General features: G+C 69.8%; 30 protein-coding genes and 1 tRNA gene. 10 read left to right on the top strand and 21 right to left on the bottom strand.

Annotated elements, in window-relative coordinates; translation table 11 throughout:
• Positions 1-94: 94 nt before the first annotated feature.
• The 3 genes from K1T35_RS49700 to K1T35_RS02570 all read right to left on the bottom strand — a co-directional run bounded on the left by K1T35_RS49700 (position 95) and on the right by K1T35_RS02570 (position 1,942).
• The gene (locus K1T35_RS49700) at positions 95-169 is read right to left on the bottom strand and encodes a putative leader peptide (RefSeq protein ID WP_370645493.1); all 75 of its coding nucleotides are present in this window, start codon (positions 167-169) and stop codon (positions 95-97) included.
• An 88-nt stretch (positions 170-257) separates the two neighbouring features.
• On the bottom strand, positions 258-1,049 hold the full coding sequence (locus K1T35_RS02565; protein ID WP_220258584.1) for a DUF2993 domain-containing protein: 792 nt from the start codon (positions 1,047-1,049) through the stop codon (positions 258-260).
• A complete protein-coding gene (locus K1T35_RS02570) occupies positions 1,046-1,942 on the bottom strand; it encodes a S9 family peptidase (RefSeq protein WP_255621512.1) in 897 nt (298 codons plus the stop codon). The genes K1T35_RS02565 and K1T35_RS02570 overlap by 4 nt, the downstream gene beginning before the upstream one ends.
• Before the next feature lie 140 nt (positions 1,943-2,082).
• On the opposite strand from K1T35_RS02570, the gene K1T35_RS02575 reads away from it, so the two are divergent.
• The 6 genes from K1T35_RS02575 to pstB all read left to right on the top strand — a co-directional run bounded on the left by K1T35_RS02575 (position 2,083) and on the right by pstB (position 8,098).
• On the top strand, positions 2,083-2,862 hold the full coding sequence (locus tag K1T35_RS02575; protein ID WP_220258586.1) for a response regulator transcription factor: 780 nt from the start codon (positions 2,083-2,085) through the stop codon (positions 2,860-2,862).
• 35 nt (positions 2,863-2,897) lie between these two features.
• Entirely contained in the window at positions 2,898-3,767 is an 870-nt protein-coding gene (gene mshD / locus K1T35_RS02580) for a mycothiol synthase (RefSeq protein WP_370645295.1), read from the top strand.
• 243 nt (positions 3,768-4,010) lie between these two features.
• The gene (pstS, locus tag K1T35_RS02585; protein WP_220262346.1) at positions 4,011-5,123 is read left to right on the top strand and encodes a phosphate ABC transporter substrate-binding protein PstS; all 1,113 of its coding nucleotides are present in this window, start codon (positions 4,011-4,013) and stop codon (positions 5,121-5,123) included.
• A gap of 122 nt (positions 5,124-5,245) precedes the next feature.
• Entirely contained in the window at positions 5,246-6,223 is a 978-nt protein-coding gene (gene pstC / locus K1T35_RS02590; protein ID WP_370645296.1) for a phosphate ABC transporter permease subunit PstC, read from the top strand.
• A complete protein-coding gene (gene pstA, locus K1T35_RS02595) occupies positions 6,223-7,308 on the top strand; it encodes a phosphate ABC transporter permease PstA (protein WP_220258587.1) in 1,086 nt (361 codons plus the stop codon). The genes pstC and pstA overlap by 1 nt, the downstream gene beginning before the upstream one ends.
• 10 nt (positions 7,309-7,318) lie before the next feature.
• On the top strand, positions 7,319-8,098 hold the full coding sequence (pstB, locus tag K1T35_RS02600; RefSeq protein WP_220258588.1) for a phosphate ABC transporter ATP-binding protein PstB: 780 nt from the start codon (positions 7,319-7,321) through the stop codon (positions 8,096-8,098).
• Positions 8,099-8,149: 51 nt separating this feature from the next.
• On the opposite strand, the gene phoU (K1T35_RS02605) is transcribed toward pstB, so the two are convergent.
• The 6 genes from phoU (K1T35_RS02605) to K1T35_RS02630 form a co-directional block, all read right to left on the bottom strand.
• Positions 8,150-8,809, bottom strand: coding sequence for a phosphate signaling complex protein PhoU (phoU, locus tag K1T35_RS02605; RefSeq protein WP_255621514.1), 660 nt, complete (start codon positions 8,807-8,809; stop codon positions 8,150-8,152).
• A 73-nt stretch (positions 8,810-8,882) separates the two neighbouring features.
• Positions 8,883-9,539, bottom strand: coding sequence for a phosphate signaling complex protein PhoU (phoU, locus tag K1T35_RS02610; RefSeq protein WP_220258589.1), 657 nt, complete (start codon positions 9,537-9,539; stop codon positions 8,883-8,885).
• 72 nt (positions 9,540-9,611) lie between these two features.
• Entirely contained in the window at positions 9,612-12,524 is a 2,913-nt protein-coding gene (locus K1T35_RS02615) for an LCP family protein (RefSeq protein ID WP_220258590.1), read from the bottom strand.
• Positions 12,525-12,603: 79 nt separating this feature from the next.
• A complete protein-coding gene (locus K1T35_RS02620; RefSeq protein ID WP_220258591.1) occupies positions 12,604-13,422 on the bottom strand; it encodes a GGDEF domain-containing protein in 819 nt (272 codons plus the stop codon).
• A gap of 65 nt (positions 13,423-13,487) precedes the next feature.
• Positions 13,488-14,624: a tRNA dihydrouridine synthase DusB gene (dusB, locus tag K1T35_RS02625; RefSeq protein WP_220258592.1), complete on the bottom strand. Its 1,137-nt coding sequence runs from the start codon at positions 14,622-14,624 to the stop codon at positions 13,488-13,490.
• A gap of 21 nt (positions 14,625-14,645) precedes the next feature.
• Positions 14,646-15,224, bottom strand: a complete 579-nt coding sequence (locus K1T35_RS02630) for a superoxide dismutase family protein (RefSeq protein WP_220258593.1) — start codon at positions 15,222-15,224, stop codon at positions 14,646-14,648.
• A gap of 283 nt (positions 15,225-15,507) precedes the next feature.
• Here K1T35_RS02630 and K1T35_RS02635 point away from each other — a divergent pair.
• Positions 15,508-15,583: transfer RNA gene (locus tag K1T35_RS02635), tRNA-Lys, on the top strand.
• A 10-nt stretch (positions 15,584-15,593) separates the two neighbouring features.
• Here the strand turns inward: K1T35_RS02635 and xerC are convergent.
• The 12 genes from xerC to K1T35_RS02690 all read right to left on the bottom strand — a co-directional run bounded on the left by xerC (position 15,594) and on the right by K1T35_RS02690 (position 22,164).
• Positions 15,594-16,637, bottom strand: a complete 1,044-nt coding sequence (xerC, locus tag K1T35_RS02640; RefSeq protein WP_220258594.1) for a tyrosine recombinase XerC — start codon at positions 16,635-16,637, stop codon at positions 15,594-15,596.
• A gap of 208 nt (positions 16,638-16,845) precedes the next feature.
• Positions 16,846-17,028 (bottom strand): AlpA family transcriptional regulator, encoded by a 183-nt coding sequence (locus tag K1T35_RS02645; RefSeq protein WP_255621517.1) that lies wholly within the window; start codon positions 17,026-17,028, stop codon positions 16,846-16,848.
• Positions 17,029-17,055: 27 nt separating this feature from the next.
• Positions 17,056-18,537, bottom strand: coding sequence for a replication initiator (locus K1T35_RS02650; RefSeq protein WP_220258595.1), 1,482 nt, complete (start codon positions 18,535-18,537; stop codon positions 17,056-17,058).
• 6 nt (positions 18,538-18,543) lie between these two features.
• A complete protein-coding gene (locus K1T35_RS02655; RefSeq protein ID WP_220258596.1) occupies positions 18,544-18,891 on the bottom strand; it encodes a hypothetical protein in 348 nt (115 codons plus the stop codon).
• Positions 18,892-18,997: 106 nt separating this feature from the next.
• On the bottom strand, positions 18,998-19,369 hold the full coding sequence (locus K1T35_RS02660; protein ID WP_220258597.1) for a hypothetical protein: 372 nt from the start codon (positions 19,367-19,369) through the stop codon (positions 18,998-19,000).
• Between the two features lie 208 nt (positions 19,370-19,577).
• Positions 19,578-19,862 (bottom strand): hypothetical protein, encoded by a 285-nt coding sequence (locus K1T35_RS02665; RefSeq protein ID WP_220258598.1) that lies wholly within the window; start codon positions 19,860-19,862, stop codon positions 19,578-19,580.
• Entirely contained in the window at positions 19,859-20,134 is a 276-nt protein-coding gene (locus tag K1T35_RS02670) for a hypothetical protein (RefSeq protein WP_220258599.1), read from the bottom strand. The genes K1T35_RS02665 and K1T35_RS02670 overlap by 4 nt, the downstream gene beginning before the upstream one ends.
• Positions 20,131-20,373, bottom strand: a complete 243-nt coding sequence (locus K1T35_RS02675) for a hypothetical protein (RefSeq protein ID WP_220258600.1) — start codon at positions 20,371-20,373, stop codon at positions 20,131-20,133. The genes K1T35_RS02670 and K1T35_RS02675 overlap by 4 nt, the downstream gene beginning before the upstream one ends.
• 87 nt (positions 20,374-20,460) lie before the next feature.
• The gene (locus K1T35_RS02680) at positions 20,461-20,619 is read right to left on the bottom strand and encodes a hypothetical protein (protein WP_220258601.1); all 159 of its coding nucleotides are present in this window, start codon (positions 20,617-20,619) and stop codon (positions 20,461-20,463) included.
• Positions 20,620-20,691: 72 nt separating this feature from the next.
• Positions 20,692-21,522, bottom strand: a complete 831-nt coding sequence (locus tag K1T35_RS02685; RefSeq protein ID WP_220258602.1) for an FtsK/SpoIIIE domain-containing protein — start codon at positions 21,520-21,522, stop codon at positions 20,692-20,694.
• Positions 21,523-21,666: 144 nt separating this feature from the next.
• Positions 21,667-21,798, bottom strand: a complete 132-nt coding sequence (locus tag K1T35_RS48660) for a hypothetical protein (RefSeq protein WP_255621520.1) — start codon at positions 21,796-21,798, stop codon at positions 21,667-21,669.
• An 18-nt stretch (positions 21,799-21,816) separates the two neighbouring features.
• Entirely contained in the window at positions 21,817-22,164 is a 348-nt protein-coding gene (locus tag K1T35_RS02690; protein ID WP_220263324.1) for a hypothetical protein, read from the bottom strand.
• Between K1T35_RS02690 and K1T35_RS02695 the strand changes: the two genes are divergently transcribed.
• Genes K1T35_RS02695 through K1T35_RS02705 form a run of 3 tightly spaced genes read left to right on the top strand, consistent with a single transcriptional unit; the run spans position 22,154 to position 23,507 of the window.
• Positions 22,154-22,750, top strand: coding sequence for a helix-turn-helix transcriptional regulator (locus tag K1T35_RS02695; protein WP_255621521.1), 597 nt, complete (start codon positions 22,154-22,156; stop codon positions 22,748-22,750). The genes K1T35_RS02690 and K1T35_RS02695 overlap by 11 nt on opposite strands.
• Positions 22,747-23,091, top strand: coding sequence for a divalent-cation tolerance protein CutA (gene cutA, locus K1T35_RS02700; RefSeq protein ID WP_220258604.1), 345 nt, complete (start codon positions 22,747-22,749; stop codon positions 23,089-23,091). The genes K1T35_RS02695 and cutA overlap by 4 nt, the downstream gene beginning before the upstream one ends.
• A complete protein-coding gene (locus K1T35_RS02705; protein WP_220258605.1) occupies positions 23,088-23,507 on the top strand; it encodes a VOC family protein in 420 nt (139 codons plus the stop codon). The genes cutA and K1T35_RS02705 overlap by 4 nt, the downstream gene beginning before the upstream one ends.
• The last annotated feature ends 355 nt before the right edge of the window (positions 23,508-23,862 follow it).

Raw genomic sequence — 23,862 nt, forward strand, 5'->3', positions numbered from 1 at the left:
CGTGCGCGAACCCGCTGCCGGCACGGGGCACGGCAGACGGGTGCGGTGATTCGGTCATGCGAATGCTCCTGAGGGCGTGGAAGGACGCAGATGCTCAGGAGGCGCGACACAGGCAGCTGCCGACGCGGCACAGATCAACTGCGCGGCGACGGGTCAGCGGCCAGAACACGCTGGTGAGGGTAACCGAGGATGCGGGATCGCGGCAGTACGGATGAGGAGCAGGTCACTTGCGGGTTTCCGCGCGGCCGCCGCGTCGGCTAGCCGGTAGCCGATACCGCGCCGTCGCCGAGGGTGAGGTCGTCGGCGTAGCCGCTGATCTCGAGCGCGCCGCCGACGGCGCGGAGCTTCGTCGGCGTTGCCGCGAGGGGGAGCGAGCCGGGGTCGATCCGCAGGGTGAACTGCTGCTGCAGCGTCCGCTGCACCGACGGGGGGAGCGGGTCCGCGTCGATGCCACCGATCCGCACGTCGAGCGGGACGATCTGCGCCTGCCCGTCCACCAGCTCGAGCATGGCGATGACGGCCACCTCCTGCTCCTCGCCGAGCAGGGTGATGTTGCCGGCGAGCCGAACCGCGTTTTCCGGGTCGATCGTCCGCAGCGACTTGTCGCCGCCCTCGTCGACGGCCTGCTCGAGGGCGTAGTCGTCGACGTTCTCGATGCGCAGCTTCTCGATGCCGGGGACGAGCCGTTCCACGTCGGAGGCGGGGATCTGGACGATGCCCTCGACCTCCTTCACGGACAGCGACTTCGGGCCCGATCCGAGCAGCATCGGCAGCGGTGCACTGACGTCGCGGAGCTGCGCGTGCACGGTCAGCTCCTGCAGCTCGCCCACGCGGATCCGCTCGGCGTCGACGTCGACGCTCGAGTAGTCGCCGGAGATCGCCTGCGTGAGGAATGGGAAGCCGTTGATCCGCACGGACGGGTCGTCGACGAGACCGATCTGCTCACGCATCTGGCGCGACACCGCGGACTCGGCGAGCGCGGCGGCTCCGTAGTCCACGGCGACGAACAGCCCGACCAGGACGAGCAGCGCGATGACCAGGCGCCTCATCCGACCTCCGACCTTGCGGCCCGGCGTTCTGCCGGGGTTGAGGTTTCGACGGTAGAGCGAGCCGGTTCCCGGCCGTCACCGGGGCTCTGTCTGATTGCCGCCGCTTCGCTCGGGCGGGCGCCCGCGGCGGCGAGGGCCCAGCGGGCGATCCGCCTGGCGAGCTCTGGGGTGGTCCCGCTCTCCCCGTGCCCGTCACCCGGCTCGGTCCACGACTCGGCCTGCCCGCCCGACGCAGTCGCGAGCGCGCGTGCGTGCGCCGCGGAGAAATAGTGGTCGCCCGCGATGTGGACGAGCAGCAGCGGCACGTCGATGTCGGCGACCACCTCGACGGGAGAGGGCGGGACGACCTCCCATCCACCGTCGAGGCGCACGCCGATCGCCCGGGCGGCGAGCCTGCCGTGCGGCTGTTCGAGCAGCCAGTGCACCCGGCGCATGGCCGCGGTCTCGCGCGAGTACCAGCGGGCGGGTGAGCTCACGGCCACCACAGCATCCGGCCGGTGGGCGCCTTTGCCTGCCTGGCGCAGTGCCACCGCGGCGCCGAGGGAGAACCCGATCGTGGCCACCCGCTCGTAGCCGAGGTCGCGTGCGACGGCCACCGCAGCGTCGAGATCGAGCGGCTCGCGGTCGCCGACCGTGTTGCGGCCTCCCGAGCGGCCGTGACCGCGCATGTCGAGGGCCACGACGGGGGCCACGGCGGCGAGCGCGGCGAGCAGCTTGCGGGTGGTCGGATGCCCGACATGGTGGGTGAACGCGTGCGCGACGACCAGTCCGATAGCCTGCCCGCGCGCCTCCCGGGAGAGGTGCACGCCGGAGAGTTTGACCCCGTCGGCAGAGGTCGCCGTGACCGCAACCGGCGTGACCTGCGCCGCGCGACTCGTGTGATCGACCACCACCCGGTTATCCTGCATCGATCCGCGTGTGGTGTTCCCGCCGGGTCACGCGGATGTGAACGGTGCGTCAGCGCAGCCCGCCGTGCTCGGAGGAGGGGCCGCAGCGGGCGGCCCAACTCCCGGTGGGAGAGGAGGCACGCCACGTGGAACTCCTATTGCTGACGGCCGACCCCGATCCCGGGTCCGTGCTGCCAGCTCTGACGCTGCTTCCACACGGGGTCCGCACGGCGGCTCCCGAGGTCGCGGCGCTGCTGGACGCCGGTCCGCACGACGCCGTCCTCGTCGACGCGCGCACCGACCTGGTCGCGGCGCGCAGCCTGTGCCGGCTGCTCGGCAGCACCGGCATGGACGTGCCCGTCATCGCGGTGCTCACCGAGGGCGGTTTGGTCGCCGTTTCCGGTGAGTGGGTCGTGGACGAGATCCTGCTGCCCACCACCGGTCCTGCCGAGGTGGACGCCCGGCTGCGGCTGCTGAAGTCGCGCCCCGGTGCCGACTCGGGCCGCGACGGCGGCGCGCTCGTGCTCGGCGAGCTCGTCATCGACGAGGCCACCTACGCCGCGCGGCTGCGTGGCAGGCTCCTCGAGCTCACCTACAAGGAGTTCGAGCTGCTCAAGTACCTCGCGCAGCACGCGGGCCGGGTGTTCACCCGCGCGCAGCTGCTGCAGGAGGTGTGGGGCTACGACTTCTTCGGCGGCACGCGCACGGTCGACGTCCACGTCCGGCGGCTGCGTGCCAAGCTCGGCCCCGAGCACGAGCAGATGATCGGCACCGTACGGAACGTGGGCTACAAGTTCGTCCGCCCCACCCGCGGCGGGCTGGGCGCGTCGCCGGTCGGGTTACTGGACGACGACGGCGGGCCCGGTGACGACGATGAAGGCGACCGGGTCCCGCGCCAGGTCTCCGAGGTCGCCGGCCGCTCCTGAGGCCGCCGTCCGCGATAGGCGCTAACGTCGTGCGGGTGATCGAACTGTCGTGGCGGGCCGGGTTGGACGAAGCGCTGGCCGGCGAGGTAAGGGCACTCGCCGCCGCGGCCACCACCGCCGACGGCGCCGAGCCCCTCGGCGAGCACGTGCTGATGCACCTCACCGACGACGGCGCGGCGCACCTGCTCGCCCTCGACGACGGCGCGTTGCGCGGCGTGGCCCAGCTCGACACCGCCGACGGCGTCGCGGAGCTCGTGGTGCACCCCGACCACCGGAGGACAGGGCTCGGCAGGCGGATCGTCGAGGAGGTGCTGGCCCGTGCGGGCGGCACGCTCCGCGTCTGGGCCCACGGGCAGCATCCGGGCGCGGTGGCACTGGCCGCCCGTCTCGGCTTCACCCCGGTTCGGGAGCTGTGGCAGATGCGGCGCAGCCTGCTCGACGGGTTGCCGGAGCCGCAGCTGCCCGCGGGTGTGCGGCTGCGCGCCTTCGTGCCGGGGCAGGACGACGATGAGTTCCTGCGGGTCAACAACGCCGCGTTCGACTGGCACCCGGAGCAGGGCGGCTGGGACCGTGGCCAGCTGCGCCTGCGGGAGGCCGAGCCGTGGTTCGACCCGGCGGGTTTCCTACTGGCGGTCGACGAGGCGGACCGGCTGCTGGGGTTCCACTGGACCAAGGTGCACACCGAGCCCGAGTCGATCGGCGAGGTGTACGTGCTCGGCGTCGACCCGTCGGCGCAGGGCAAGCGGCTGGGTGCCGCGCTGACGCTCGCCGGTTTGCGCCATCTGCGCGAGCGCGGGCAGTCACGCGTGATGCTCTACACCGAGGCGGACAACGCTGCCGCTGTGAAGCTCTACGGCAGCCTGGGGTTCACCCGATGGCAGGCCGATGTTTCGTATCGGCGATGACGGCTGTTCACCCGTCGGCAACCACAGCGTTGCTGCAACTGATCACGTCGGCGCAGGTCACGGCAAGATCACGGTCCACGCTCCGTGAGTGCAATGCCTCACCCGGGGGACCTGTTCATCTTGCGTTCATCTGAACGGCGGGGCCCGTCCACCGGCCTTACCTAGCGTTCCCGGCGAGCGGCCCCCGAGCCGCCCGAGCCCGTTGCACGGGAACCCACGTACGGAGGAACACAGGTGAACACCCTGCGGCACGGCTCGCGTGCCCGACTCGCCGCGGTCGGCGTAGCCGCCAGCGGCGCTCTCCTACTCGCAGGCTGCGGCGCCGCCAACGAGGCCGCCGCCCCGCCGGCCGGTGGTGGCGCGCCTGCAGCGACCGACGTCTCCGGCACCATCTCCGGTGCCGGAGCCACCTCGCAGCAGGCCGGGATGGAGGCCTGGATCGCCGGCTTCAGCAGCGTCGCCCCCGACGCCACCGTGAACTACGACCCCACCGGTTCCGGTGCGGGCCGCACCCAGTTCACGGCGGGTGCGGTGCAGTTCGCGGGCAGCGATGCCGCCCTCGACGAAGAGGAGCTTCCGGCGGCGCAGCAGGTCTGCGGCGGCCCGGACAACGTCATCCAGATGCCGCTGTACATCTCGCCGATCGCGGTGGTGTTCAATCTGGACGGCGTCGACAACCTCCAGCTGTCCGCCGGCACGATCGCGAAGATCTTCAACCGGCAGATCACCACCTGGAACGACCCGACGATCGCCGGTGAGAACCCCGGCGCGCAGCTGCCAGCCACGCCGATCACCCCGGTGAACCGGTCGGACGAGTCGGGCACCACCGAGAACTTCACCGAGTACCTGGCCGAGGCGGCCGGCGCCGACTGGCCGCACGAGCCCGACGGCGTGTGGCCGGTCCAGGGCGGCGAGGCCGCGCAGGGCACCTCGGGCGTGGTCGGCGCGATCCAGGGTGGTCAGGGCACCATCGGCTACGCCGACCTCAGCCAGGCCGGTGACCTGGGCACGGTCGACGTGCTGGTGGGCAACGCCCACGTCAACCCGACGCCGGATGCCGCAGCGGCCGTTGTCGAGGCGTCTCCCCGTGTCGAGGGGCAGGGGCGGTACAACTTCGCCGTCGAGCTGAAGCGCGACACCCCCGGCGCCTACCCGGTGGTCCTGGTGTCCTACACGCTGGCCTGCACGCAGTACTCCGACCCGGCTCAGGCCGGCACGGTGAAGGCGTTCCTGAACTACATCGCCAGCGAGGCGGGACAGACGGCGGCGAGCGAGAACGCCGGCAACGCGCCGATCTCCGACAGCCAGCGCAGCACGTTCCAGCCCGCGATCGATGCCATCGCCGCGGCGGGATGATTGAGCGCGACATCACGTAGCCGCGAGGCCCGGACGGTTGTCATCATGAAACCGTTCGGGCCTTCGGTCCGTGACCGTTCTGCGCGCTCGAACTTCCCCGGCGATCCGCCGGAAGGGATCATGTGAGTACCGAAACCACCCCGGGCCCAGCGCCTGCCGTCGATCCGCAGCCGCCCGCCACCGCCGTCAAGCCCGTCGTGCAGCCCGGGGACCGCGTCTTCGCCGGCATGGCCAAGGGCGCGGGCATCCTCATCCTGGTCGTGCTGGCCGGTGTGGCGGCGTTCCTGCTCGTCGAATCGGTCCCGGCGCTCACCGCGCCCGCCGCCGACATCCCCGGCGGGGCCGGCTTCGCTGCCTACGTCGCACCGCTGATCTTCGGCACGCTGCTCGCCGCGGTCATCGCCCTGATCATCGCAACGCCGCTCGCGGTTGCGGTCGCCCTGTTCATCACCCACTACGCCCCGAGGCGGATCTCTCAGCCGCTGGGCTACGTCGTCGACCTGCTGGCCGCCGTCCCGAGCATCGTGTACGGGCTCTGGGGTGCCTGGACGCTGGCGCCGGCCTCCGTGGCGCTGATGCAGTGGCTGGAGGGCAACCTCGGCTTCATCCCGCTCTTCGCCGGTCCGGTGTCCGCCACCGGGCGCACGATGCTGGTGGCGGGTGTCGTGCTGGCCGTCATGATCCTGCCGATCATCACGGCCGTCTCGCGCGAAGTCTTCCTGCAGACGCCGAGGCTTCACGAGGAAGCCGCGCTCGCGCTCGGCGCCACCCGCTGGGAGATGATTCGGATGGCGGTGCTGCCGTTCGGCAGGTCCGGGATCATCAGCGGCGCCATGCTGGGCCTCGGGCGCGCGCTCGGCGAGACGATGGCCGTCGCGATCGTGCTCTCGGTGTCCGGCGGGATCACGTTCAACCTGATCAGCAACGGGAACCCGTCGACGATCGCGGCCAACATCGCTCTGCAGTTCCCCGAGGCAAGCGGGCTGGGCGTCAACGTCCTCATCGCGTCGGGGCTGGTGCTCTTCCTCATCACCCTCGCGGTGAACTCCATCGCGCGCTACATCATCAACCGACGCCGAGAGTTCTCGGGGGCCAACTGATGACCGTCGACACCAGCAAGCGCGAGCAGCGCACGAGCGCGCTCCCACCGCCATCGAGCGGGCTGGAGATCCAGGGGCAGCTACCTCGGTGGGCGGTCCCTGGCGGGCTTGCGGCATCCGCCGTGGTCATCGGGCTGCTGCTGGCCGTGGTCGGTTTCAGCATCGGGCTCTTCGTCGTCGGCACGGTTGTGCTCTTCGCGGTGGCCCTCTACGTCGCCTCGCGGCGGGTCGAGGGCCGGCGCAAGGCCACCGACCGGCTGGTCACCGTGATCGTCAGCAGTGCGTTCGGGCTCGCGGTGATCCCGCTGATCTCGGTGATCTTCACGGTCGTCTCCCAGGGCCTCGTCCGGTTCGACCCCGAGTTCTTCAGCTCGTCCATGCGTGGCGTGGTCGGCGAGGGCGGTGGCGCGTACCACGCCGTCATGGGCACGCTGATCATCACCGGGTTGGCGGCCGTGATGTCCATCCCGGTTGGCCTGCTCACAGCCATCTACCTGGTGGAGTACGGCAAGGGCCGGCTGGCGCGCGCGATCACGTTCTTCGTCGACGTGATGACCGGCATCCCGTCGATCGTCGCCGGGCTCTTCGCGGTGGCGCTGTTCACCTACCTGGTCGGTCCCGGCGCCCGGCTCGGATTCGCCGGTGCCGTGGCGCTGTCGGTGCTGATGATCCCGGTGGTGGTACGTGCCACCGAGGAGATGCTGAAGATCGTGCCGAACGAGCTTCGCGAGGCCGCGTTCGCGCTCGGCGTGCCGAAGTGGCGCACGATCCTCAAGGTCGTGATCCCGACGTCGATCGCCGGCATCGCGTCCGGGATCACGCTGGCCATCGCCCGCGTGATCGGCGAGACCGCGCCGCTGCTGGTCGCGGTCGGCCTCACCACAGCGCTCAACTTCAACCCGTTCGACGGGCGGATGGCCACCCTTCCGGTGTTCGCCTACCTCTCGTACGCCACGCCCGGCGTACCGCGCGAGCCGTACCTGGAACGGGCCTGGACCGCGGCCCTCGTACTGATCATCATCGTCATGCTGTTGAACCTGCTGGCGCGACTCATCGCCCGCATGTTCGCCCCGAAGACCCGATAGGAGCCCTGCGATGGGCAAGGCGATCGAAGCCAAGGACCTGAACATCTACTACGGCTCGTTCCGCGCGGTCGAGGGCGTCAACATGTCCATCCGACCGAAGACGGTCACGGCGCTGATCGGGCCGTCCGGCTGCGGCAAGTCGACCTACCTGCGTGCGATCAACCGTATGCACGAGGTCATCCCCGGCGCGTACGTGGAAGGCCAGCTCGAACTCGACGGCAAGGACCTCTACGGCCCCGGGATCGACCCGGTGGGCGTGCGGCGTCAGATCGGCATGGTGTTCCAGCGGCCCAACCCGTTCCCCACGATGTCGATCTACGACAACGTGATCGCGGGCCAGCGGCTGAACAGCAAGAAGCTACGGAAGGACGCCACCGACGAGCTCGTCGAGAGGTCGCTGCGCGGCGCCAACCTCTGGAACGAGGTCAAGGACCGGCTCGAGAAGCCCGGTTCGGGCCTCTCGGGTGGACAGCAGCAGCGCCTGTGCATCGCACGGGCCATCGCCGTGCAGCCCGACGTGCTGCTGATGGACGAGCCGTGCTCGGCCCTCGACCCCATCTCCACGCTCGCGATCGAGGACCTGATCAACGAGCTGAAGATGGAGTACACGATCGTCATCGTCACGCACAACATGCAGCAGGCCGCGCGCGTGAGCGACTACACCGGCTTCTTCAACATCGAGGGCACCGGCAAGCCCGGCAAGCTCGTGGAGATGGACGAGACCAAGACGATCTTCTCCCAGCCCAAGGAGAAGGCCACCGAGGACTACGTCTCGGGCCGCTTCGGCTGATCGGCGGTCGTGAGCGGATACGCGCGCCATAGCGCGCGTATCCGTCACGAGTCAGATCGGGAGGGCGTCGGGCTCCTGGCCGGTCACGGCGTAGACCGTCTCCCGCGCCACGACCACCGCGTGGTCGGCGAACCGTTCGTAGTACCGCGCCAGCAGCGTCACGTCGACGGCAGCGGGAATCCCGTGTGGCCAGTGCTCGTCCATGAGCACCTCCATCATCCCGTGGTGCAGCACGTCCATCGCGTCGTCGTCGGCGTCCAGTTCGGCCGCGAGTATCACGTTGCGGGTGCGCGCGACCTCCGCCGCCTTGAGCGCGAGCTGCACGGCGACTTTCCCCATCTCGGCGAACGCCGGTTGCACCTCGACCGGCAGCGCCGGGTTCGGGCAGCGCATCCGCACGACCTCGGCGATGTGCAGCGCCAGGTCGCCCATGCGCTCGATGTCGCTGACGGCCCGGATGCTGGCCACCACGGCTCGCAGGTCGCCCGCGACGGGGCTGTGGAACAGCAGCGCGTCTCCCGCGAGGTCTTCCACCTGGGCGCGGAGCGCGTCGATCGCCGCGTCGCCTGCGATGACCTGCTCGGCCAGCCGTTCCCGGCATTCCAGCAGGGCGGTGGTGGCGCGGTTCAGCGCGCCGGCCGCGGCCGTGCACATCCGGCCGAGTAGTTCGGACAGCTCGGCCAGCTGTTGTGGCAACGGAGCGGGAGGCACGCCGAAGAGCCTATGAAGTCGCCGACTCGATGGCAGCAGCGGCCGGGTGAATGACGCGTGACCAGTGGAACCACTAGACAGTGAGCGGCCCCGGCATCTGGCCGGTGACGACGTAGACGATCCGTCGCGCGACGGCCACGGCGTGGTCGGCGTAGCGCTCGTAGAAGCGGGCCAGGAGCGTGATGTCGACGGCCGGGCCGACACCGTGGCTCCAATTGCGGTCCATCAGCACCGAGAACATGTGCCGGTGGAGGTCGTCCATGGCGTCGTCGTCGGACTCCAGCTCCGCGGCGCGGGCGAGGTCGCGGGTGCGGATGACGTCGCCTGCCTTCAGCGCCAGCTCCACGCCGACCCTGCCCATCTCCGCGAAGTAGGGCGTCACCTCGGCGGGCAGCACGGGGTGCGGGTGGCGGCGGCGGGCGGCCTGAGCGACGTGGAGCGCGAGATCGCCCATCCGCTCGATGTCGCCGGCGCCGTGGATGGCCGACACCACGATCCGCAGGTCGGTGGCCACGGGCGCCTGCAGCGCCAGCAGTGCGAACGCCTTCTCCTCTGCGGATGCGCGGACCTCGTCGATGCGGATGTCCTCGGAGATCACCTCTTCGGCCAGCTGCAGGTCGACTTCGAGGAGCGCCCGCGTGGCCTTACGCATCGCATCCGCCACCTGTGTGCACATGCCCGCCAGGGCACCCGCGAGATCATCGAGCTGCTCCTGATAGACGTCGCGCATGTGCCAAGAGTAGTCGCGAACCGGACGAACAGCCGCGCGGGAGAGTGAACCCGCGGTGAACGTCGTGGGATCTCACGTGCAGGTGACGGCCGGTTCCGCGGATGCTTCGGTGGTGGGGGCGGACAGCGCGATCGGCTCGGACGGCGCCCGGACCACGTCGTCGAACGAGCGGCCGAGCACCAGCTGCAGCACGCCGGTGCTGCCAGGGTCGGGCACCTCGGTGGCCGACGGCACCGTGGTCCTCAGCACCTCGGCGGCGGCCGCCTGGTCGGGGGAGAACCGGATCACGGTCTCGGAGGTGGGCTGATCGGCGCTGGAGGGCTCGCCCACCTTGAAGCCGAGTGAGCTCAACGTCTCGCTCACCTCACCGGCGAGCCCGGAGCGGGTGGAGGCGTTGACGACCTCCAGAGCGACCTCGCTCGGCGTGGGACCGGCCGTTCCGGCGCCGGGGTCCGTGATGTCGGCAGGGAGCGGCTGATCGGCGCGAACGGCGGAGAACAGTGCCGCTGCGTCCGTGTCTCGCATGACGGCGTTGCCGCGCGCGTTCCGTTCACCGGTCGGCACCGCCGCGTACCGCACGCCATCGGCATCGAGGCGGCGCAGGGTCATCGCGAGCGCGAGCACCTGGTCGATCCCCGCCCCGTCGGTCAGCAGGGCGTCGGTGAGCGTCGGGCGCAGCGCCGTGATCCGGCGGACGTCCAGCAGCGCGGTGCCCGACACCGCCGAGTCGAGCACGGCGGCGAGCACCTGCTGCTGGCGCTCGATGCGCCCGTACTCGGGCGACGGCTCGCCCTCCACGTTGCCTGCCTGCACGAAGTCACCCACGCGCACGCCTGCCAGCCGGTTGGGGCCCGCTTCGGGCACGACCGGGCCGAGCACGCCGTCGAGCACCGGGCGCGGCACGCAGACCTCGGCCCCGCCCACCGCATCGGTCATCGCAGGCACGGCGGCCAGGTCGATGCCGACGTACTTGGTGATCGCGAGCCCGCTGAGCTGCTGCACGACCCGGGTGATGCAGCGCGGTCCGCCGACGTCAAGGGCACTGACGAGCTGAGTGCGGGCCTCTGCCTGCTCCGGCTCGTCCGCGTACGTCGCCGCGCCGGCGTCCCAGCGTTCGCACGGCGGCCGGTTGATCTCCAGGTCGAGGGGGAACGCGAGCACCGTGACCGGGCCGCCGCTGTCCGGGATGTGTGCGACGGCGACGGTGTCGGCACGCGGCTGGGCAGAGTCCGAGGCGGGCTTGGTGGCCACCACCAGCACGTTCTCGTCGCCGGCCTGGGCGGCGGCGTCGACGACGGCACTCGAACCCGGATCGAGGGCAGCGGCATCGCGGACGGCCGCGCCCAGCCACGTCTTCGTGCCCCACCCGAACGCAGTGGCTGCGAGTACGGCAAGGGCCATCGCCCCGGCGAGTAGCCGCCCCGCGATGACAGCGGGCCTGCGCCGCTGCGGCGGCGCGCTCGGTTCTCCGAGTCGGCGATCGGTCACCGCGAGTCTCACCCCGGCGTGGGCCGCGGTCAGCCGGGTAAGCGTCTCGTCGATGCGCATCGCGCGCGTGTGCGCGTCGTCGTCGCGATCGGACCGGCGGGCGTCGTCGTCATGGGGAGCCCGGCGGACAGCGACCGTGGCTTCGGGGTTCATCGCGGCGGCCCTGCTCCGCGAGCTCGGCTCGACGTCGGTGCGCGCCCGGTCCACGGGAGGAGCCGGCTCGTCGGCGTCGGCCGGCCGGGCGCGGGTGCTCCGGACCGGGGTGTCGTCGGGCGGTTCGGCGGGGCGCCGACGGGTGATGGGCAGGGCGGTCGTCGCCGGCGCATCCGGCTCGCTCTCGCGGCGGCGGGCGGGGATCGCGGTGGTTGCTGCTACCGGCATGTCCGGGCCGTCGCCTGGGTCGAGCCGTCGTCGGCGCGGGCGTTCACCGGTAGGGATGGCCGTGGCCGGGGGCGCGCCGACGTCGTGATCAGCGCTGCGCCTGCGGCGGGCCCCCGTGGCGGGCAGGGCGGTGGTGGCTCCGCCGACCACTGGCTCGACGGACCGTCGCGGGACATCCGGGGCGTCGACGGAGTCCCGGTAGCGACGGGCGCCGCCGCCGACGTGTTCGTCGTAGTCCGGCGAGCGCCTGGCCGTCAGCTCGGGCGATTCCTCGGTGCGTCGACGGCGCGTGGGCGCGGCCGGGTCGAGAGCATCGGACGGGTGCTGCCGCCGGCCGTTCGGCGGGTCGTCGTAGGGGCTGTCGTAGGGGGCGAGGCGGCGGGCGCTGCCGTTCGGGGGTTCGGTCCGGCGGGCTCGGCGAGGCGCGGGCTCGTCCGGGAAATCCGCGGTGCGGCGTCGGGTGGCGCGGGCGGGGCCACTGGACTGGACCGCGTCCTGCAGATCGTCGTCGGGGGCGGCTCGGCGGCGGCGTGGGGCGGCGGGCTCGTCGAAGGGCTCGTCGAAATCGTCGTCGCGCCGCCGACGGCCATCGGCCGCGGCGGGTGTTCCGCCCGGCTCGGCCGCCTGCCGCCGTCCGGAGCCGCCGGCAGGGGGTGCGGTGTGACGCCTGAGCGCTCGGGCCGGGGGAAGGGCTGTGGTGGCGTCGGGGGCGGGCGGGGCGTCGAACGGCTCGGGCGCGCGCCGTCGGCCTCCGGGGCCGGTGGGCGGCGCGGACCGCGATCCCCAGCGCTCGTTCTCGTCGGGCGCCGCGTACCCGTTCCGGTACCCCGGGTCCGGCTCGTCGTCTCGGTAGCGGTGCCCGGACCGCGGGCCGCCCCGAGGCGGGGAGTCGTACCGTCCGGGTGGCAGGTCGACGCCTTGCCGCCCGCTGTCGGCGCCGGCCTCGTCTTCGGCCGCCCGGCGGCGGGCAGCGCGGCTGCCGGGGGGCGGCACAGCCGGATCGGAGCCGAGCAGGCCGTGGCGGGCGAGGACGTCCTGGGGATCCTCGTACGGGTCCTCGTAGGCGCGCCTACGCCCCTCGGTGGGGCGCTGAGCACGGTACGGACCGTCCTCCACGCCCACCTCCTCGGCACGAACAGGGGGCGGGCACGGGCGCGAACCGCCCGAGCCCGCCCCTCAACGTCTCGATCCGAGCTTACGGAGCGGAGGCCCTTTGATCGCAGTGGGGTGCGACGACCGGTGGCTGGGGGATCGACCGGCGGCCGGCCGCCGGCCCGGCGAGCCGCACGTGTCCGGTGTGGGCGTCGTGGAACGCCACGGCGTTGCGCCCGGCGTGCTTCGCCGCGTACAGGAGGCGGTCCGCCGCGGCGACCAGCCCGTCGTGACCCGTCACCGGTCCGAAGCCGTGAGCGACGCCGATGCTGACGGACACGCAGAGCTCGGGCGCGAGCTCCGGCCACAAGTGGCCGTCGACGCGCTCCCGGACGGTCTCGCAGACGCGCACGGCCTCGTGGCGGTCGTGCCGGGGAAGGACGATCGCGAACTCCTCGCCGCCGTAGCGGGCGCAGAACGCGCTCTCCGGCAGCGTCGAGTCGATCACGGCGACGAGCCGCTGCAGCACGCGGTCGCCGAACGGGTGGCCATAGGTGTCGTTGATCTGCTTGAAGTGGTCGACGTCCAGCAGCGCGACCGCGATACCGGCCGGCCCGACCCCGCCCGGCTCCCGGAGGAGCGCGACGAGCCGCTCGTCGAGGTAGCGACGGTTGTAGGTGTCGGTGAGGCAGTCGCGGCGGCTCTGCTCCCGCGCCTCGGCGTGCTCACGACGGAGCCGGTCGAGCTCGTCGACGCCGGACTGCCCGTTCAGCAGCCGGACGGCCGTGCGGAGGTGCTGGTAGGCCTGCTCCCAGCGGCCGGCCGTTGCGAGCTCCTCCGCGGCAGCCGTGTGCCATACCGCGCCTGCCGCTCCAGGCGTGGACGGAACGTGCTCCCGCCTGGCCGCGCCCAGCATCGTCATGCCAGAGGTGTCGACGGCGGAACGCCGGTCCTTGAGGTCCGCAACCCGTACGAGGCGGCTCAGCCTCAGCCGCCGGAGTGCTCCAGCTCGGCGCCCAGCGGGACGGTGGCGTCGTCCGGGTCGTCCAGCCAGTGCTCGGGGAGGACCACCCGGCCCGCCGAGCCCTGCCGGCCGCGTGGGCCGTCGGCGTCAGGCGGGAAGGCGATGTCGGGGTCGAGCTGGGTGAGCAGCTCGTCCAGCTCGTCGATGCTGCTCACCATGCCGAGGCGGCGGCGCAGGTCGGACCCCACTGGGAAGCCCTTGAGGTACCAGGCGATGTGCTTGCGCATGTCGCGGATGCCCTTGTGGTCGCCCATGTGCTCGATGAGGAGCACGGCGTGACGGCGCATGGTGGCCGCCACCTGCCCCAGGTTCGGCGGCTCCGGTAGCGGGCGTCCGGCGAACGCGGCCTCCAGATCACCGAAGAGCCATGGCCTTCCGAGGCACCCACGCCCGACGACCACGCCGTCGCACCCGGTCTGCGCGACCATCGCGAGCGCGTCGGCGGCGCTGAAGATGTCGCCGTTGCCGAGCACCGGCAGTTCCGCGGGCATGGCGTCGCGGAGCCGGGCGATCGCCGACCAGTCGGCCGTGCCCGAGTAGCGCTGCGCCGCGGTGCGCGCGTGCAGGGCGACGGCTGCGACCCCGGCGCCAGCGGCGCTGCGCGCGGCGTCGAGGTAGGTGTGGCGCTCGTCGTCGATGCCGATGCGCATCTTGACGGTGACGGGAACCGATCCGGCGTTCTCGACCGCCGCGCGCACGATCCGCTCGAACAACCTGCGCTTGTACGGCAGCGCCGCCCCGCCGCCCCGCCGCGTGACCTTGGGGACGGGGCAGCCGAAGTTCATGTCGATGTGGTCGGCGAGGTCCCGCTCGACGATCATCCGGACGGCCAGCCCCATCGCGACCGGGTCGACGCCGTAGAGCTGCATCGACCGCGGGTGCTCGTCCGCGTCGAACTCGATCATCCGGAACGTCAGCGGGTTCTTCTCCACGATCCCGCGCGAAGTGATCATCTCGCAGACGTAGAAGCCCGCGCCCTGCTCGCGGCACAGGCGCCGGAAGCCCGCGTTGGTGATGCCGGCCATGGGGGCGAGCACCACCGGCGTATCTGACACGAACGATCCGATGCGCAGCGGGCGGACGGTGGTCGGGGCACTCACAGGGCCCCATTGTCCCCGACGTCAGAAGTCGACGGAGACGCAGGCGACGCGATCGCCCGCGGTGCCGGCCTCGCCGGGCTCGGAGGAGGTCTGGTGGGTGTGCAGGACCAGCGACTTCGGCCGCCGGTCGGCCGGGAACGTCCACGCGACGGTCGACTCGGTGCTGCCGGCCCCGGTCTCGTCGGTGGTGAGGTCGAGCCAGATCTCGTTCTGCGGGTTCGCGAACGTGGGGTCGACGCTCGGCTGCACCGGGTCGGCGGCGTACTGGAAGTGCGGCCCCGCGGCGTCAGGCTGCTCCCCGCACGGCTGCGTGTGCACGTGGGCCCCGTACACGCGGTGCGGCTCGAGAGCCCGGACAGCGAGCATCACCGTGGTGGTGCCCTCCCCTGACCGCGACTGCACCGCGCCCCTTGCGCCTGCGGGCACCAGCCCCTCGTCGTAGGTGATCGCCGGGCCGGCACCGCGCTGGAACGTCTCGCTCACCTGAACGGTGTGCACGGGCCTGGTCGACGCCGCCGTTTGGACAACGGTGTCCGCGTTCGCGCATCCGGCCGCGAGCAAGCCACCGAGCAGTCCGGGGAGCAGGTGACGGGGTCGCATGTTCCCCAGGATGGGTGGTGGCGCAGCGTCGCGAGAACTGACCCTGCGTTACTCCAGACCAGCTATGCGAAGGTCATCGGGCGGCTCCGCTGCGTGCAGGCCGCTGGGCCATTGGCGGCATGATCGCCCGACCCGTACATCGCGGCTCGATCCACAGCGCGGACGTACTGCTCGGGTCCAGGCGGCGTTGCGAGCAGCACATCGGTGCTGTGGCGGACGCGCCGCCGTACGGGTCGTGGTGATCTCCGGGCGGCGGTCGCGTCCGGCTACGCTGGAGACCCACGGGCCTCTAGCTCAATCGGCAGAGCAGCGGACTTTTAATCCGCGGGTTCAGGGTTCGATCCCCTGGGGGCCCACCATAACCGCAGGTCACGGGGCTGCCGGGTCCTCCGGTTCGATCTTGGTCACGTTGAACTCACGTTCTTCAGCCCGAGCGAAGATCTCCAGCACCTCCGCAGCCTTGCGGGAGACAGCCTTGCGGCCAACGTAGGTGTCCGTGGTCTGTGAGATGCGGGAGTGGCCCAAGAGGTCACTGGCCTCACGGGTAGGAAGCTCGTCGGTCACCAGGGTCGCCACAGTGCGGCGGAAGGTGTACGGAGTGAACCACTCCCCGAGCTTGTGGCGTCGACGGAATGCCCGCCAGTCACGCCGTAGGTTGTTGGCCTCACGGAGTCCGCCGCGTGAGTTCGGGAAAACCCATCCCTCCAACATCTCAGGGTCGACGCCGTGCTGCGCAGCCACGCGCTGGCGACGATCCTTCAACATCTCGACCAGCCATCTTGCAAGTGGAATCCCTCGCTGAGCAGTCTCGCTCTTGCCGTCGTTGAGCTTCAGTCCCTCGCCCTTGATGCGGACCAAGTTGTTATCGACGTACGCAACCTGCGCATCAAAGTCGATCCGTTCCCATCGAATCGCGAGCGTTTCGCCAGTCCGGTTACCGGTCCCCCCGAAGTATCGCGCGATGTCTGGAAGGTCCTGGCGAACGGCGACGAGATCGGCATCGAACAGTTCGAATATCTTGAGTGCCTCTGGAACGCTCAGCGCTCTCGATACCCTCTTTCGACGACGACCTTGCTCGACCCGCCGAACGTCGCGGATCGGGTTGGTCTTGATAGCGCCATGTCGAACGGCCAGCCCGCATGCTCCTGAGAGGATCGCTCGACACGTCTTGGCTGTCGCAGCTGAATGCGACTTGTTGATGTCATGAACGATGCGATCGGCGCGGCCTGCGGTCATCTCGCTAATCGAGAAGTCGCGGACTCTCGGCAGCAGGAGCTTCGTCCAGCGGTTGTAGTAGGTGTCGTAGCTAGTCCCGCTACGCGTGCCCAGATCCACCATCTCACGGAACTCGGCAAGCCACTTGTCCACGACCTCCGGCACTTTGCTTTCGGCGCTGATCTCGCCTCCTGCCACTTGTCGGTCTCGTACAGCCTCGCGTAATCGATTCGCAGCCTGAGGTTTCGTCTTAGCCCAACGTCTGATCTGGCGTACCTCACCGTCGAAGTCGCGAAACTGGCACGTAGCGCGCCAATGGTGTGGCCGCTCCAGGACAACGCTGAACTCGCCCGCTGTTCCTATTGGCAGTCGTGGTCGCGCCATCTTGTGCCTTCCTTCACGAGATCTAGTTGTTGAGTGAGTCAAGCCAGATGCGCACATCTGACGGCGCATAGCGCAAGTGCTTGCCCATGCGGCGGGCACGAGGTCCACGGCCGTGCCGACGCCAGTCGTAGAGTGTCTTGACTGGAATCTTCAAGAACTCTGCAACTTCCTCGATCGTCCACATAGGCTCCATTGCAGTCGTCATTACTCTTCCCCTCCTTTCTGATATGAGTCATCCAGTCGTGCGCTCCTCCTTTGCGGCCTGGCGATGAGCGCGGGCGCGGTCGGCGGCGTCAGCGGCGAGTTGGGCGTCTCCGGTGGTGTTCCAGCCGATTCCGGCGAGGGTGAGTTGGCAGACGATCAAGGTGGTGTCGTCGTCGTGCTCGTGCTGGTGCTCGAGGCGGTCGACTTGCCTGCGGCGCCAGTCGGTGTGCTGCTGGCGGTGCCAGGCGCGGCGTTGCGCGCGCAGGGCCTTGTGGGTGGTGGAGTAGCGGCGGGATTTGGTGGCGAAGTGGCCACCGAAGCCGAGCATGTGGGTCCAGCGGCGCAGCCGGCCCCAGGTTTTGTGCCAGTCGGCTTGTTGTTCGTCGGTGGTCCAGTCCTGCGGCAGGGTGCCGAGTTGGAAGGCGTAGGCGACGAGGCGGCCGAGGTGGGTGTGGGCGTCGCTGTAGTGCTCGGCGGCTTCGGCGGTCATCCGCCCGGTGGGTGGCAGCCCGGTGGCTTCGGTGGCCTTGGTCGCGTACTTCGCGAGGTAGGCGGCGACGGCCTCGGAGGTGATCTGTCCGGTGCCGAGGTTCCCGACGGGGCGGACGTCGAGTTGCGGGCCCCATTCGATGGGCCAGCTGTGGTCGGTGTCGGCGTAGTCGGGGGTGCGCAACGCGACCGTGGGGACGATGCCGGCAACGAGCTCGGCGAAGTCCTGTGCGGTGATGTCCGCCGGTGGGGCGAGTATCGCATCCGGGTCGTCGAGTTCGCGGGCGTCGAGGCGGATGAGTGCGTGGAAGTGCACGACCCCGCGGCGTTGGTATTCGGCGACCTTGCCGTAGGAGATACGGAGTTTGACGCCGTAGGCGCGTTCCCAGGGACGTAGGGCGCGATTGAGGGCGGTGTTGGTGCGGCTGAACAGTTCCCCCGCCCAGGCGTTCCAGACGACGTGGTGGGCGTGGTCGTAGCAGTCCAGGCACAGCGGCCGGCCGAGACTCGGGTGGTTGTCGGTGTGCCGGGCGGTGCAGACCAGGAGCTTCCCGTGGGGGCAGCGGGTGATGGTGCGGCGCATCCGGCAGGGGGCAACCTTGCCGGTCTTCGGGTTGACGTTCCGCGTGTGGACCGGCCCGAACGACGGTGCAGTGAGGGTGGCGAACACGGCAGGGTGTCCGGCGACGGATGACGGGACGCCCTTGCCGCCGGTGAGGCCGGCTTTGATGAGTTGGTAGGTGTCGGCGCGGTAGGTCTCGGCGCACGGTGGGCAGACCGAGGCGCGGCGGTCGCCGCAGGGGACGTAGAGGACGCCGTCGGGCATGTCGGTGGTGGTGTGGCGGGTGTCGAGGATGCGGCCGGTGGCGCGTTCCACCGTGTCGATGGATCCGGTGAGGCGGACGGGGCGGCGGCAGCCCCGGGTGGAGGCGGTGTGGGTGAGCCAGCGGTTGAGGTGGTCGGAGCCTGCGCGGCGTAGGAGTTTGCGTTCGTGCTGGGACATGTCATCGGTGGTGGGCATGGGCGGCTACCAGGGGATGGCGGGGAAGTAGGTGCCGAAGTAGTCGCGGGCGATCTGCTCGGCGCGGGCGCGGACGGCGGCGACGTCGGTGGGGGTGCGGCCCCGGGTCCAGGCGGTGAGGTCGCCGTTGAACCGCATGTGGGCATCGATCGCGGCAAGAGGGTCAACCACCTGGACGGCGAGGGTGTCGCCGAAGTAGGTCAGGTGCGCGGCGAGGGCGTAGACGATCTCGCGGGCGGTCAGGTTGTAGGTCTCGGCGCGCAGGAACACGGCCTCCCCGCGGGCGTTCGGGACAGCGATCGTGCTGGCGGTGCTGGCACTGGTCGTGGTGGGGGTGTCGAGGGTGGTGGTCATGGCTGTTCTCCTTCGTCGGGTGGTGCTCAGTGGTTGGCGGTCACCACCACCCCCGGACTCCCTGGTGACGCATGCGTGTGGGGTGGGCCGGGGGTGGGGGTCGCCGTCAACGACCGAAGGTGTGTGGCTCTGCGGTTGTCGGAAGGGTTGCGAGGGTGGCGGTTTCGTGGTGATCACAGGCGAAGCAGAAGCGGAGCAGTCCGCAGCCATACAGCGCGTGATCCGGGATGCGGCCGTTGCAGGCGCATGGGTGCCATAGGCTGAAGTCGTGCCCGTCGCGGTCGCAGCCGATTCGGGCGGTGCAGCGCAGGCAGCGGGGTTCACCGGAGTCGGTGAGGGTCCAGCCGTGTTCGGTGATGTAGCCGATGGCCTCATCGGGTGTGTCGAAGTGGACGACGTAGTCGGCGCCGGTTTCGTCGAAGGTGGTGCGGCAGGTGTCGCAGGTGACGACGTAGCAGCGGGTGTGGTCGATGCTCATGGCTACAGCTCCACCCGCATGGGTTCGGCGGTCCGGTAGCCGGTGCGAGTCATGACCGCACAGAGCGGTTCTCCGTCCCAATGGGAATGCGGTGGTGGAGGTCCCCACACTGGGGTCCATTCCCGTGGTGGCTTCATGGCGGCGAGTTCGTGGCATGCGGAGCAGACCAGGATGAATCGCTGGGCTTCGGTCGGATGCTGGGTGTTAGTCATGGGGTGAACTCCATTCCAAACAGGGTGGGTTGGTGTTGGCAGGACAGGCAGTACCGGTCGCCTTCGGCGGTGTTGGCGATGAGTTGGTGGCAGCCTTTGCAGAACCGGCGGTGCCCGGTGCGGCAGGTGGGGCAGTGTGGGAGGCCGGTGTGGTCGTCGATGAATGGTTCATCGCAGTCGGGGCCGCGGCGGATGCCGGGTGCCCGTGATTTGCGGCCGGTGCGCACGAGTATCAGGTTGTGCTGCAGGTAGTCGTCGTGCAGGTACTGCGGTGTGGTCACGACGGTTCGCCTCCCCGCGTGGGGATTACGGCGATGGCGCGGTAACGGTCGCCGTGGTCGGTGTCGCCGCAGCCGTCACAGGACCAGGTGCTGAAACCGAGCTCTGTCCCATCGAGCAGGAGGGCGCGATGACCCCAGAGGCGATCCATGCCGGCAGCGGCAACTTCGGCGGCGTCGGTGCCGTCGTCGAACTCGCCATTTGTGATCAGGTGGATGCAGACGACACAGACGGCGAGGTGGGTGAGGTCGTATTGATCGCAGCCGGTGTTCATGACGGGTTGCCTCCCCAGCGTTGCTGGGCGGCTTGGCGAGTGATGCCCAGGCGGGAGGCGATGTCGTTCCAGGAGTAGCCGTTGGCGCGCAGGCCTCGGATGGCCAGGCCCATGGCGGCATCCAGGCTGGTGGCGATCTCCGCGAGTGCGGTAATGCCTTCGATGTCGCCTCGGGCGATGCGTCGGCCGTGGGCGGCGATGACGCGACGGGTGAAGGAGGCGTAGTCGTCGTTCTCCACGACGTTGCGGCGGTTCCGGGATGCCCGAGTCGGGCGGGTGCCTGTGGGCCGGTTTTGGTGTCAAGGCTGGCTTGACAGTCGGCGCGCTCATCGCCTGGCCCGCAGGTGGGTGGCGGGCCGGACCATCACGGAGGCTCTGGGAGCCCGTGAGATGGTCAGGGAATCGGTGGTGGTCGCATCGGCGATCCGAACGAGGATTCCGAGCACGGCCAGGGCCACTAGCGCGGTCACGATCAGTGTGAACATGGGCAGACTCCTCCTGTTGTTCGAATAGCGAGTGCTATCCGGGGTGTAGGTACTGCTGAGTGGGATGAGGGTTTAGGCGGCAGGGTCGATGCCGCGCATGCGCAGCGCAGTGGCGATGACGGCGCGGATTTGCGCGTCGGTCAGGTATGCAGCCTTGAACCGGCGTGGGATGCCACCCTCGGCGAGGATCCAACCAACCCCGATGTCTTCGGGGCGGATGTTGCGGGCGGAGTAGCCTTCCTTGGCCCACCCGACAGCGAGGATGATGTCGCTGGATGAATCGGTGGTGCAGCGGAAAGCGACCCGGAACCCGAACAGGTCCCGCAGGCTGGTGGGGATGATGTCGGCGGACGGGCGCTGAGTAGCAGCGATGACAATGATTCCGGCGGCGCGTCCGCGGGCGACCAGGTCGCGGACCAGGGTGCGGAACTCTTCCTGTTCCTCTTTGGTGCCGATGGTGACCGAGAAGAAGGCGAGTTCGTCGATGACGCAGACAATGACGTCCAGTCCGTCGGCGCGGGCGATCTTGCGGCGCTTGACCGCGTTGAGCTGGCGGTAGCGCATGTCCATCTCGGCCTGGAGTTCCCGCAGGCGGGTTAGGGCGTCGGTCATGGAGTTGCCGACGAACACGTCGGCGATCTCTTCCCAGAGTCCGAGTTCCACGGTCTTGCCGTCGAACAGCCACAGTCGGGCATCGGAGCAGAGGGCGACGTGGGCGATGATGGTGTTGAGCAGGCTGGACTTGCCCGAGCCTGGTTCGCCCCCGTCCAGCAGGTTGCGGTACATCAGGGTGACCTCGACGGGGAGGCCGTTCTCGTCGATCCCGAAGTAGATCGGGTCGTAGATCGAACGCGGTTCACAGGTGCGGCGGCGGGTGCGCCGGCGGTGGTGTGGGCGGGTCATCGTGATCGGTGTCCTTCGCGAGTGGTTCTCTCTGTGTGGGTGTTCTCCTTGCGTGGGGTGGTCGGGGCTGGGATGCGAGCGCGGTTCCCCGGGGTGGGGGTGCGTGGGTCTCGCATCCCGGTCCCGTCCGGTGTGGACGGCCAGTTACTGGGGTCGGACCTCATCGGTCGGCTTGTCGTCCCCACCGCTGGTGGTGGTGGTGACGGGGGTGTCGTTGATGATGGTGTCGGCGATGCCGATCACTTCGGCGTTGATGGAGCCGATGTTGATTTCCATGGGTTCGCCCTTCTCGGGTCAGACGTAGTCGCTGACGTCCACTCCTCCGAACCCGGTGACAGATGGTTCGGAGTCCTTCTCGGTACCGGCCGGTGTGCTGGCCGGGGTCTTGCCGGTGTTGCGCGGGCCCGAACCGTTCGTGCTGTTGCCGTTGCGGGTGGCTTGCACGGTCGGGAAGTCCGCCGGTGCGTTGGGCTGCAGGGTGGATCGGTCCGGGAGCGGCGCGGTGGAGCCGTTCGCCGGTGGTGTGTCGTCCCCGTCGATGTCGTCCAGGACGGCGGGGCGCAGCACGGTGCGTGCGGAGAGTGGGTCGCGTCGAATGACGTCGACGATCACCAGTGCGGCCTGGTGGCGGGTGGGTGTCACCCGTGCCGATCTAGGGCTGTCGCAGGGCGCGCTAGCTCGCGCTGCAGGCGTAGATACGCGCCAGATCCGCCGGTACGAGGCTGGTGAACAGCAGCCGTTGCTATCTGTCGCGATCGCGATCGCCGATGCCCTAGGTATCTCGGTCACTGAGCTGGCTGGCCGCTCTCCGAGCGGCGTCACCGTCACCGGCGACTGGTGGGCGTCCTGGCAAACGTCGCGCGATGGAGTAGAGAAGATCGCGACGCAGCCTGTACACATGCGACAAGAGGGCGAGATCGTCCACATCGCTGCCACCGAGCACGGGCTGAGCGCAGAAGAGGGCGGCTACCTCTGGACAGGGGAGTGCCGCCTCTGGGACAACCAGGTCCTCACCGGCTGGTACGCGGCAAACGAGGGCACGGTCCGATCCAAGGGGACCATGTACCTGTTCATGAAGCACGCGCACGGCATCCACATGATCGGCCGATGGGTCGGTCTCGGCTATGACGACCAGGTCATGACCGGTTGGGCCACGATGGGCAAGACGCGCGATGACTCTGAGCAGGCGATGACCGAACTGATCGCCGAGCGCGGGACGACGCCATGACCGAGCTATGCGAAGTGGTGATCACTGCACCCGATCCCGCGTGGCTTCGCAGCTTCACGCGCGAGCTCGTGGACCGGCGTCTCTGTTCGAGCGTCCACAACTTCACCCCTGTCCACTCGATCTACCGGTGGCAGGGTGAGGTCCATGAGCGCACCGAGGGGCGCGCCTCCCTGCATACGCGACGTGCGCTCGTTCCTGAGATCGTCCAGTACGCCAAGGAACGCCACCCGTACCAGGTGCCCGGAGTCAGCGCCCGGCCGATCTACGACGGCAACCCTGAGTATCTCGACTGGATCGCTGCTGAGACCGACCCGTCGGCCGGTGGTGCTGAAGGCTCGTGACCTCGCATCGCAGCCGTGTGGCCCACTTCGTGGTCGACGTGGGAGACCTTGAACGAGGCGCTGCCTTCTGGATCGCCGCTCTCGGTGCCACCGAGGAGCCCTTGGATCCCAAAAGCAGTGCGGTGTACCGCCGGCTTCGGCTGCCCGATGCTCCGGTTCGTGTACTGCTTCAGCTCACGTCTGATCCCAAGTCGCACAAAGAGCGGATGCATCTCGACCTCGAGACCGACGATGTGGAGACCGAAGTCCGCAGGCTGGAAGCACTCGGAGCCACACGGTGGAGCCGTCAGCAGGAGCGCGGGCACGACTTCTGGGTGATGCGGGACCCGTGGGGCAACGAATTCTGTGTGCTGCAGACGGAGTTCCCCGATCTCCTCGCGCAGCGACCGTCGTGGGCAGCACGCGACACCTGGTGAGAACTTTCTATACGTCTTCAAGCCGCCCCCATCCGGGGGCGGGCCGGACTGCGTCCGGACGGCATGCGCGGCCGCTTCCTTGCCGCTCCGCTCACGGGCGGCCGCGCGCCTATGGGCCGCCGGCCATGCGCCGGCAATGGGAAGCTGAGCGACGTCGAGTAGTGGTCATCCCCGCTGGCCGCAGATCGTCTTACATGATCGCGAGGAGTCAACCCCGCTGCGCGCCCCGATCCCGCCGGTGGCCTCGCTGGCAGGGCCTGCGCCAGTTGCGTCAGCGGTCGGGTAGCGGGATCGGGGGTTCCGGGTTGACACCTCGTGATCATGTGAAGAGCCGGCCAGGATCGCGGGGATGGGG

The sequence above is a fragment of the Pseudonocardia sp. DSM 110487 genome (assembly GCF_019468565.1).
In the GTDB taxonomy this organism is placed as follows: Bacteria; Actinomycetota; Actinomycetes; order Mycobacteriales; family Pseudonocardiaceae; genus Pseudonocardia.

Bases quoted from the DNA above. Each gene is read 5' to 3' on its own strand.
- K1T35_RS02630 (WP_220258593.1), bottom strand. From the start codon at position 15,224: ATGCGACCCCGTCACCTGCTCCCCGGACTGCTCGGTGGCTTGCTCGCG.
- pstA (WP_220258587.1), top strand. From the start codon at position 6,223: ATGACCGTCGACACCAGCAAGCGCGAGCAGCGCACGAGCGCGCTCCCA.
- cutA (WP_220258604.1), top strand. From the start codon at position 22,747: ATGACCGAGCTATGCGAAGTGGTGATCACTGCACCCGATCCCGCGTGG.
- K1T35_RS02685 (WP_220258602.1), bottom strand. From the start codon at position 21,522: ATGACCCGCCCACACCACCGCCGGCGCACCCGCCGCCGCACCTGTGAA.
- K1T35_RS02670 (WP_220258599.1), bottom strand. From the start codon at position 20,134: ATGAACACCGGCTGCGATCAATACGACCTCACCCACCTCGCCGTCTGT.
- K1T35_RS02660 (WP_220258597.1), bottom strand. From the start codon at position 19,369: ATGAGCATCGACCACACCCGCTGCTACGTCGTCACCTGCGACACCTGC.
- K1T35_RS02680 (WP_220258601.1), bottom strand. From the start codon at position 20,619: ATGTTCACACTGATCGTGACCGCGCTAGTGGCCCTGGCCGTGCTCGGA.
- K1T35_RS48660 (WP_255621520.1), bottom strand. From the start codon at position 21,798: ATGGAAATCAACATCGGCTCCATCAACGCCGAAGTGATCGGCATCGCC.
- K1T35_RS02645 (WP_255621517.1), bottom strand. From the start codon at position 17,028: ATGACGACTGCAATGGAGCCTATGTGGACGATCGAGGAAGTTGCAGAG.
- K1T35_RS02655 (WP_220258596.1), bottom strand. From the start codon at position 18,891: ATGACCACCACCCTCGACACCCCCACCACGACCAGTGCCAGCACCGCC.
- K1T35_RS02620 (WP_220258591.1), bottom strand. From the start codon at position 13,422: ATGACGATGCTGGGCGCGGCCAGGCGGGAGCACGTTCCGTCCACGCCT.
- K1T35_RS02650 (WP_220258595.1), bottom strand. From the start codon at position 18,537: ATGCCCACCACCGATGACATGTCCCAGCACGAACGCAAACTCCTACGC.
- K1T35_RS02565 (WP_220258584.1), bottom strand. From the start codon at position 1,049: ATGAGGCGCCTGGTCATCGCGCTGCTCGTCCTGGTCGGGCTGTTCGTC.
- phoU (WP_220258589.1), bottom strand. From the start codon at position 9,539: ATGCGCGACGTCTATCAGGAGCAGCTCGATGATCTCGCGGGTGCCCTG.
- pstB (WP_220258588.1), top strand. From the start codon at position 7,319: ATGGGCAAGGCGATCGAAGCCAAGGACCTGAACATCTACTACGGCTCG.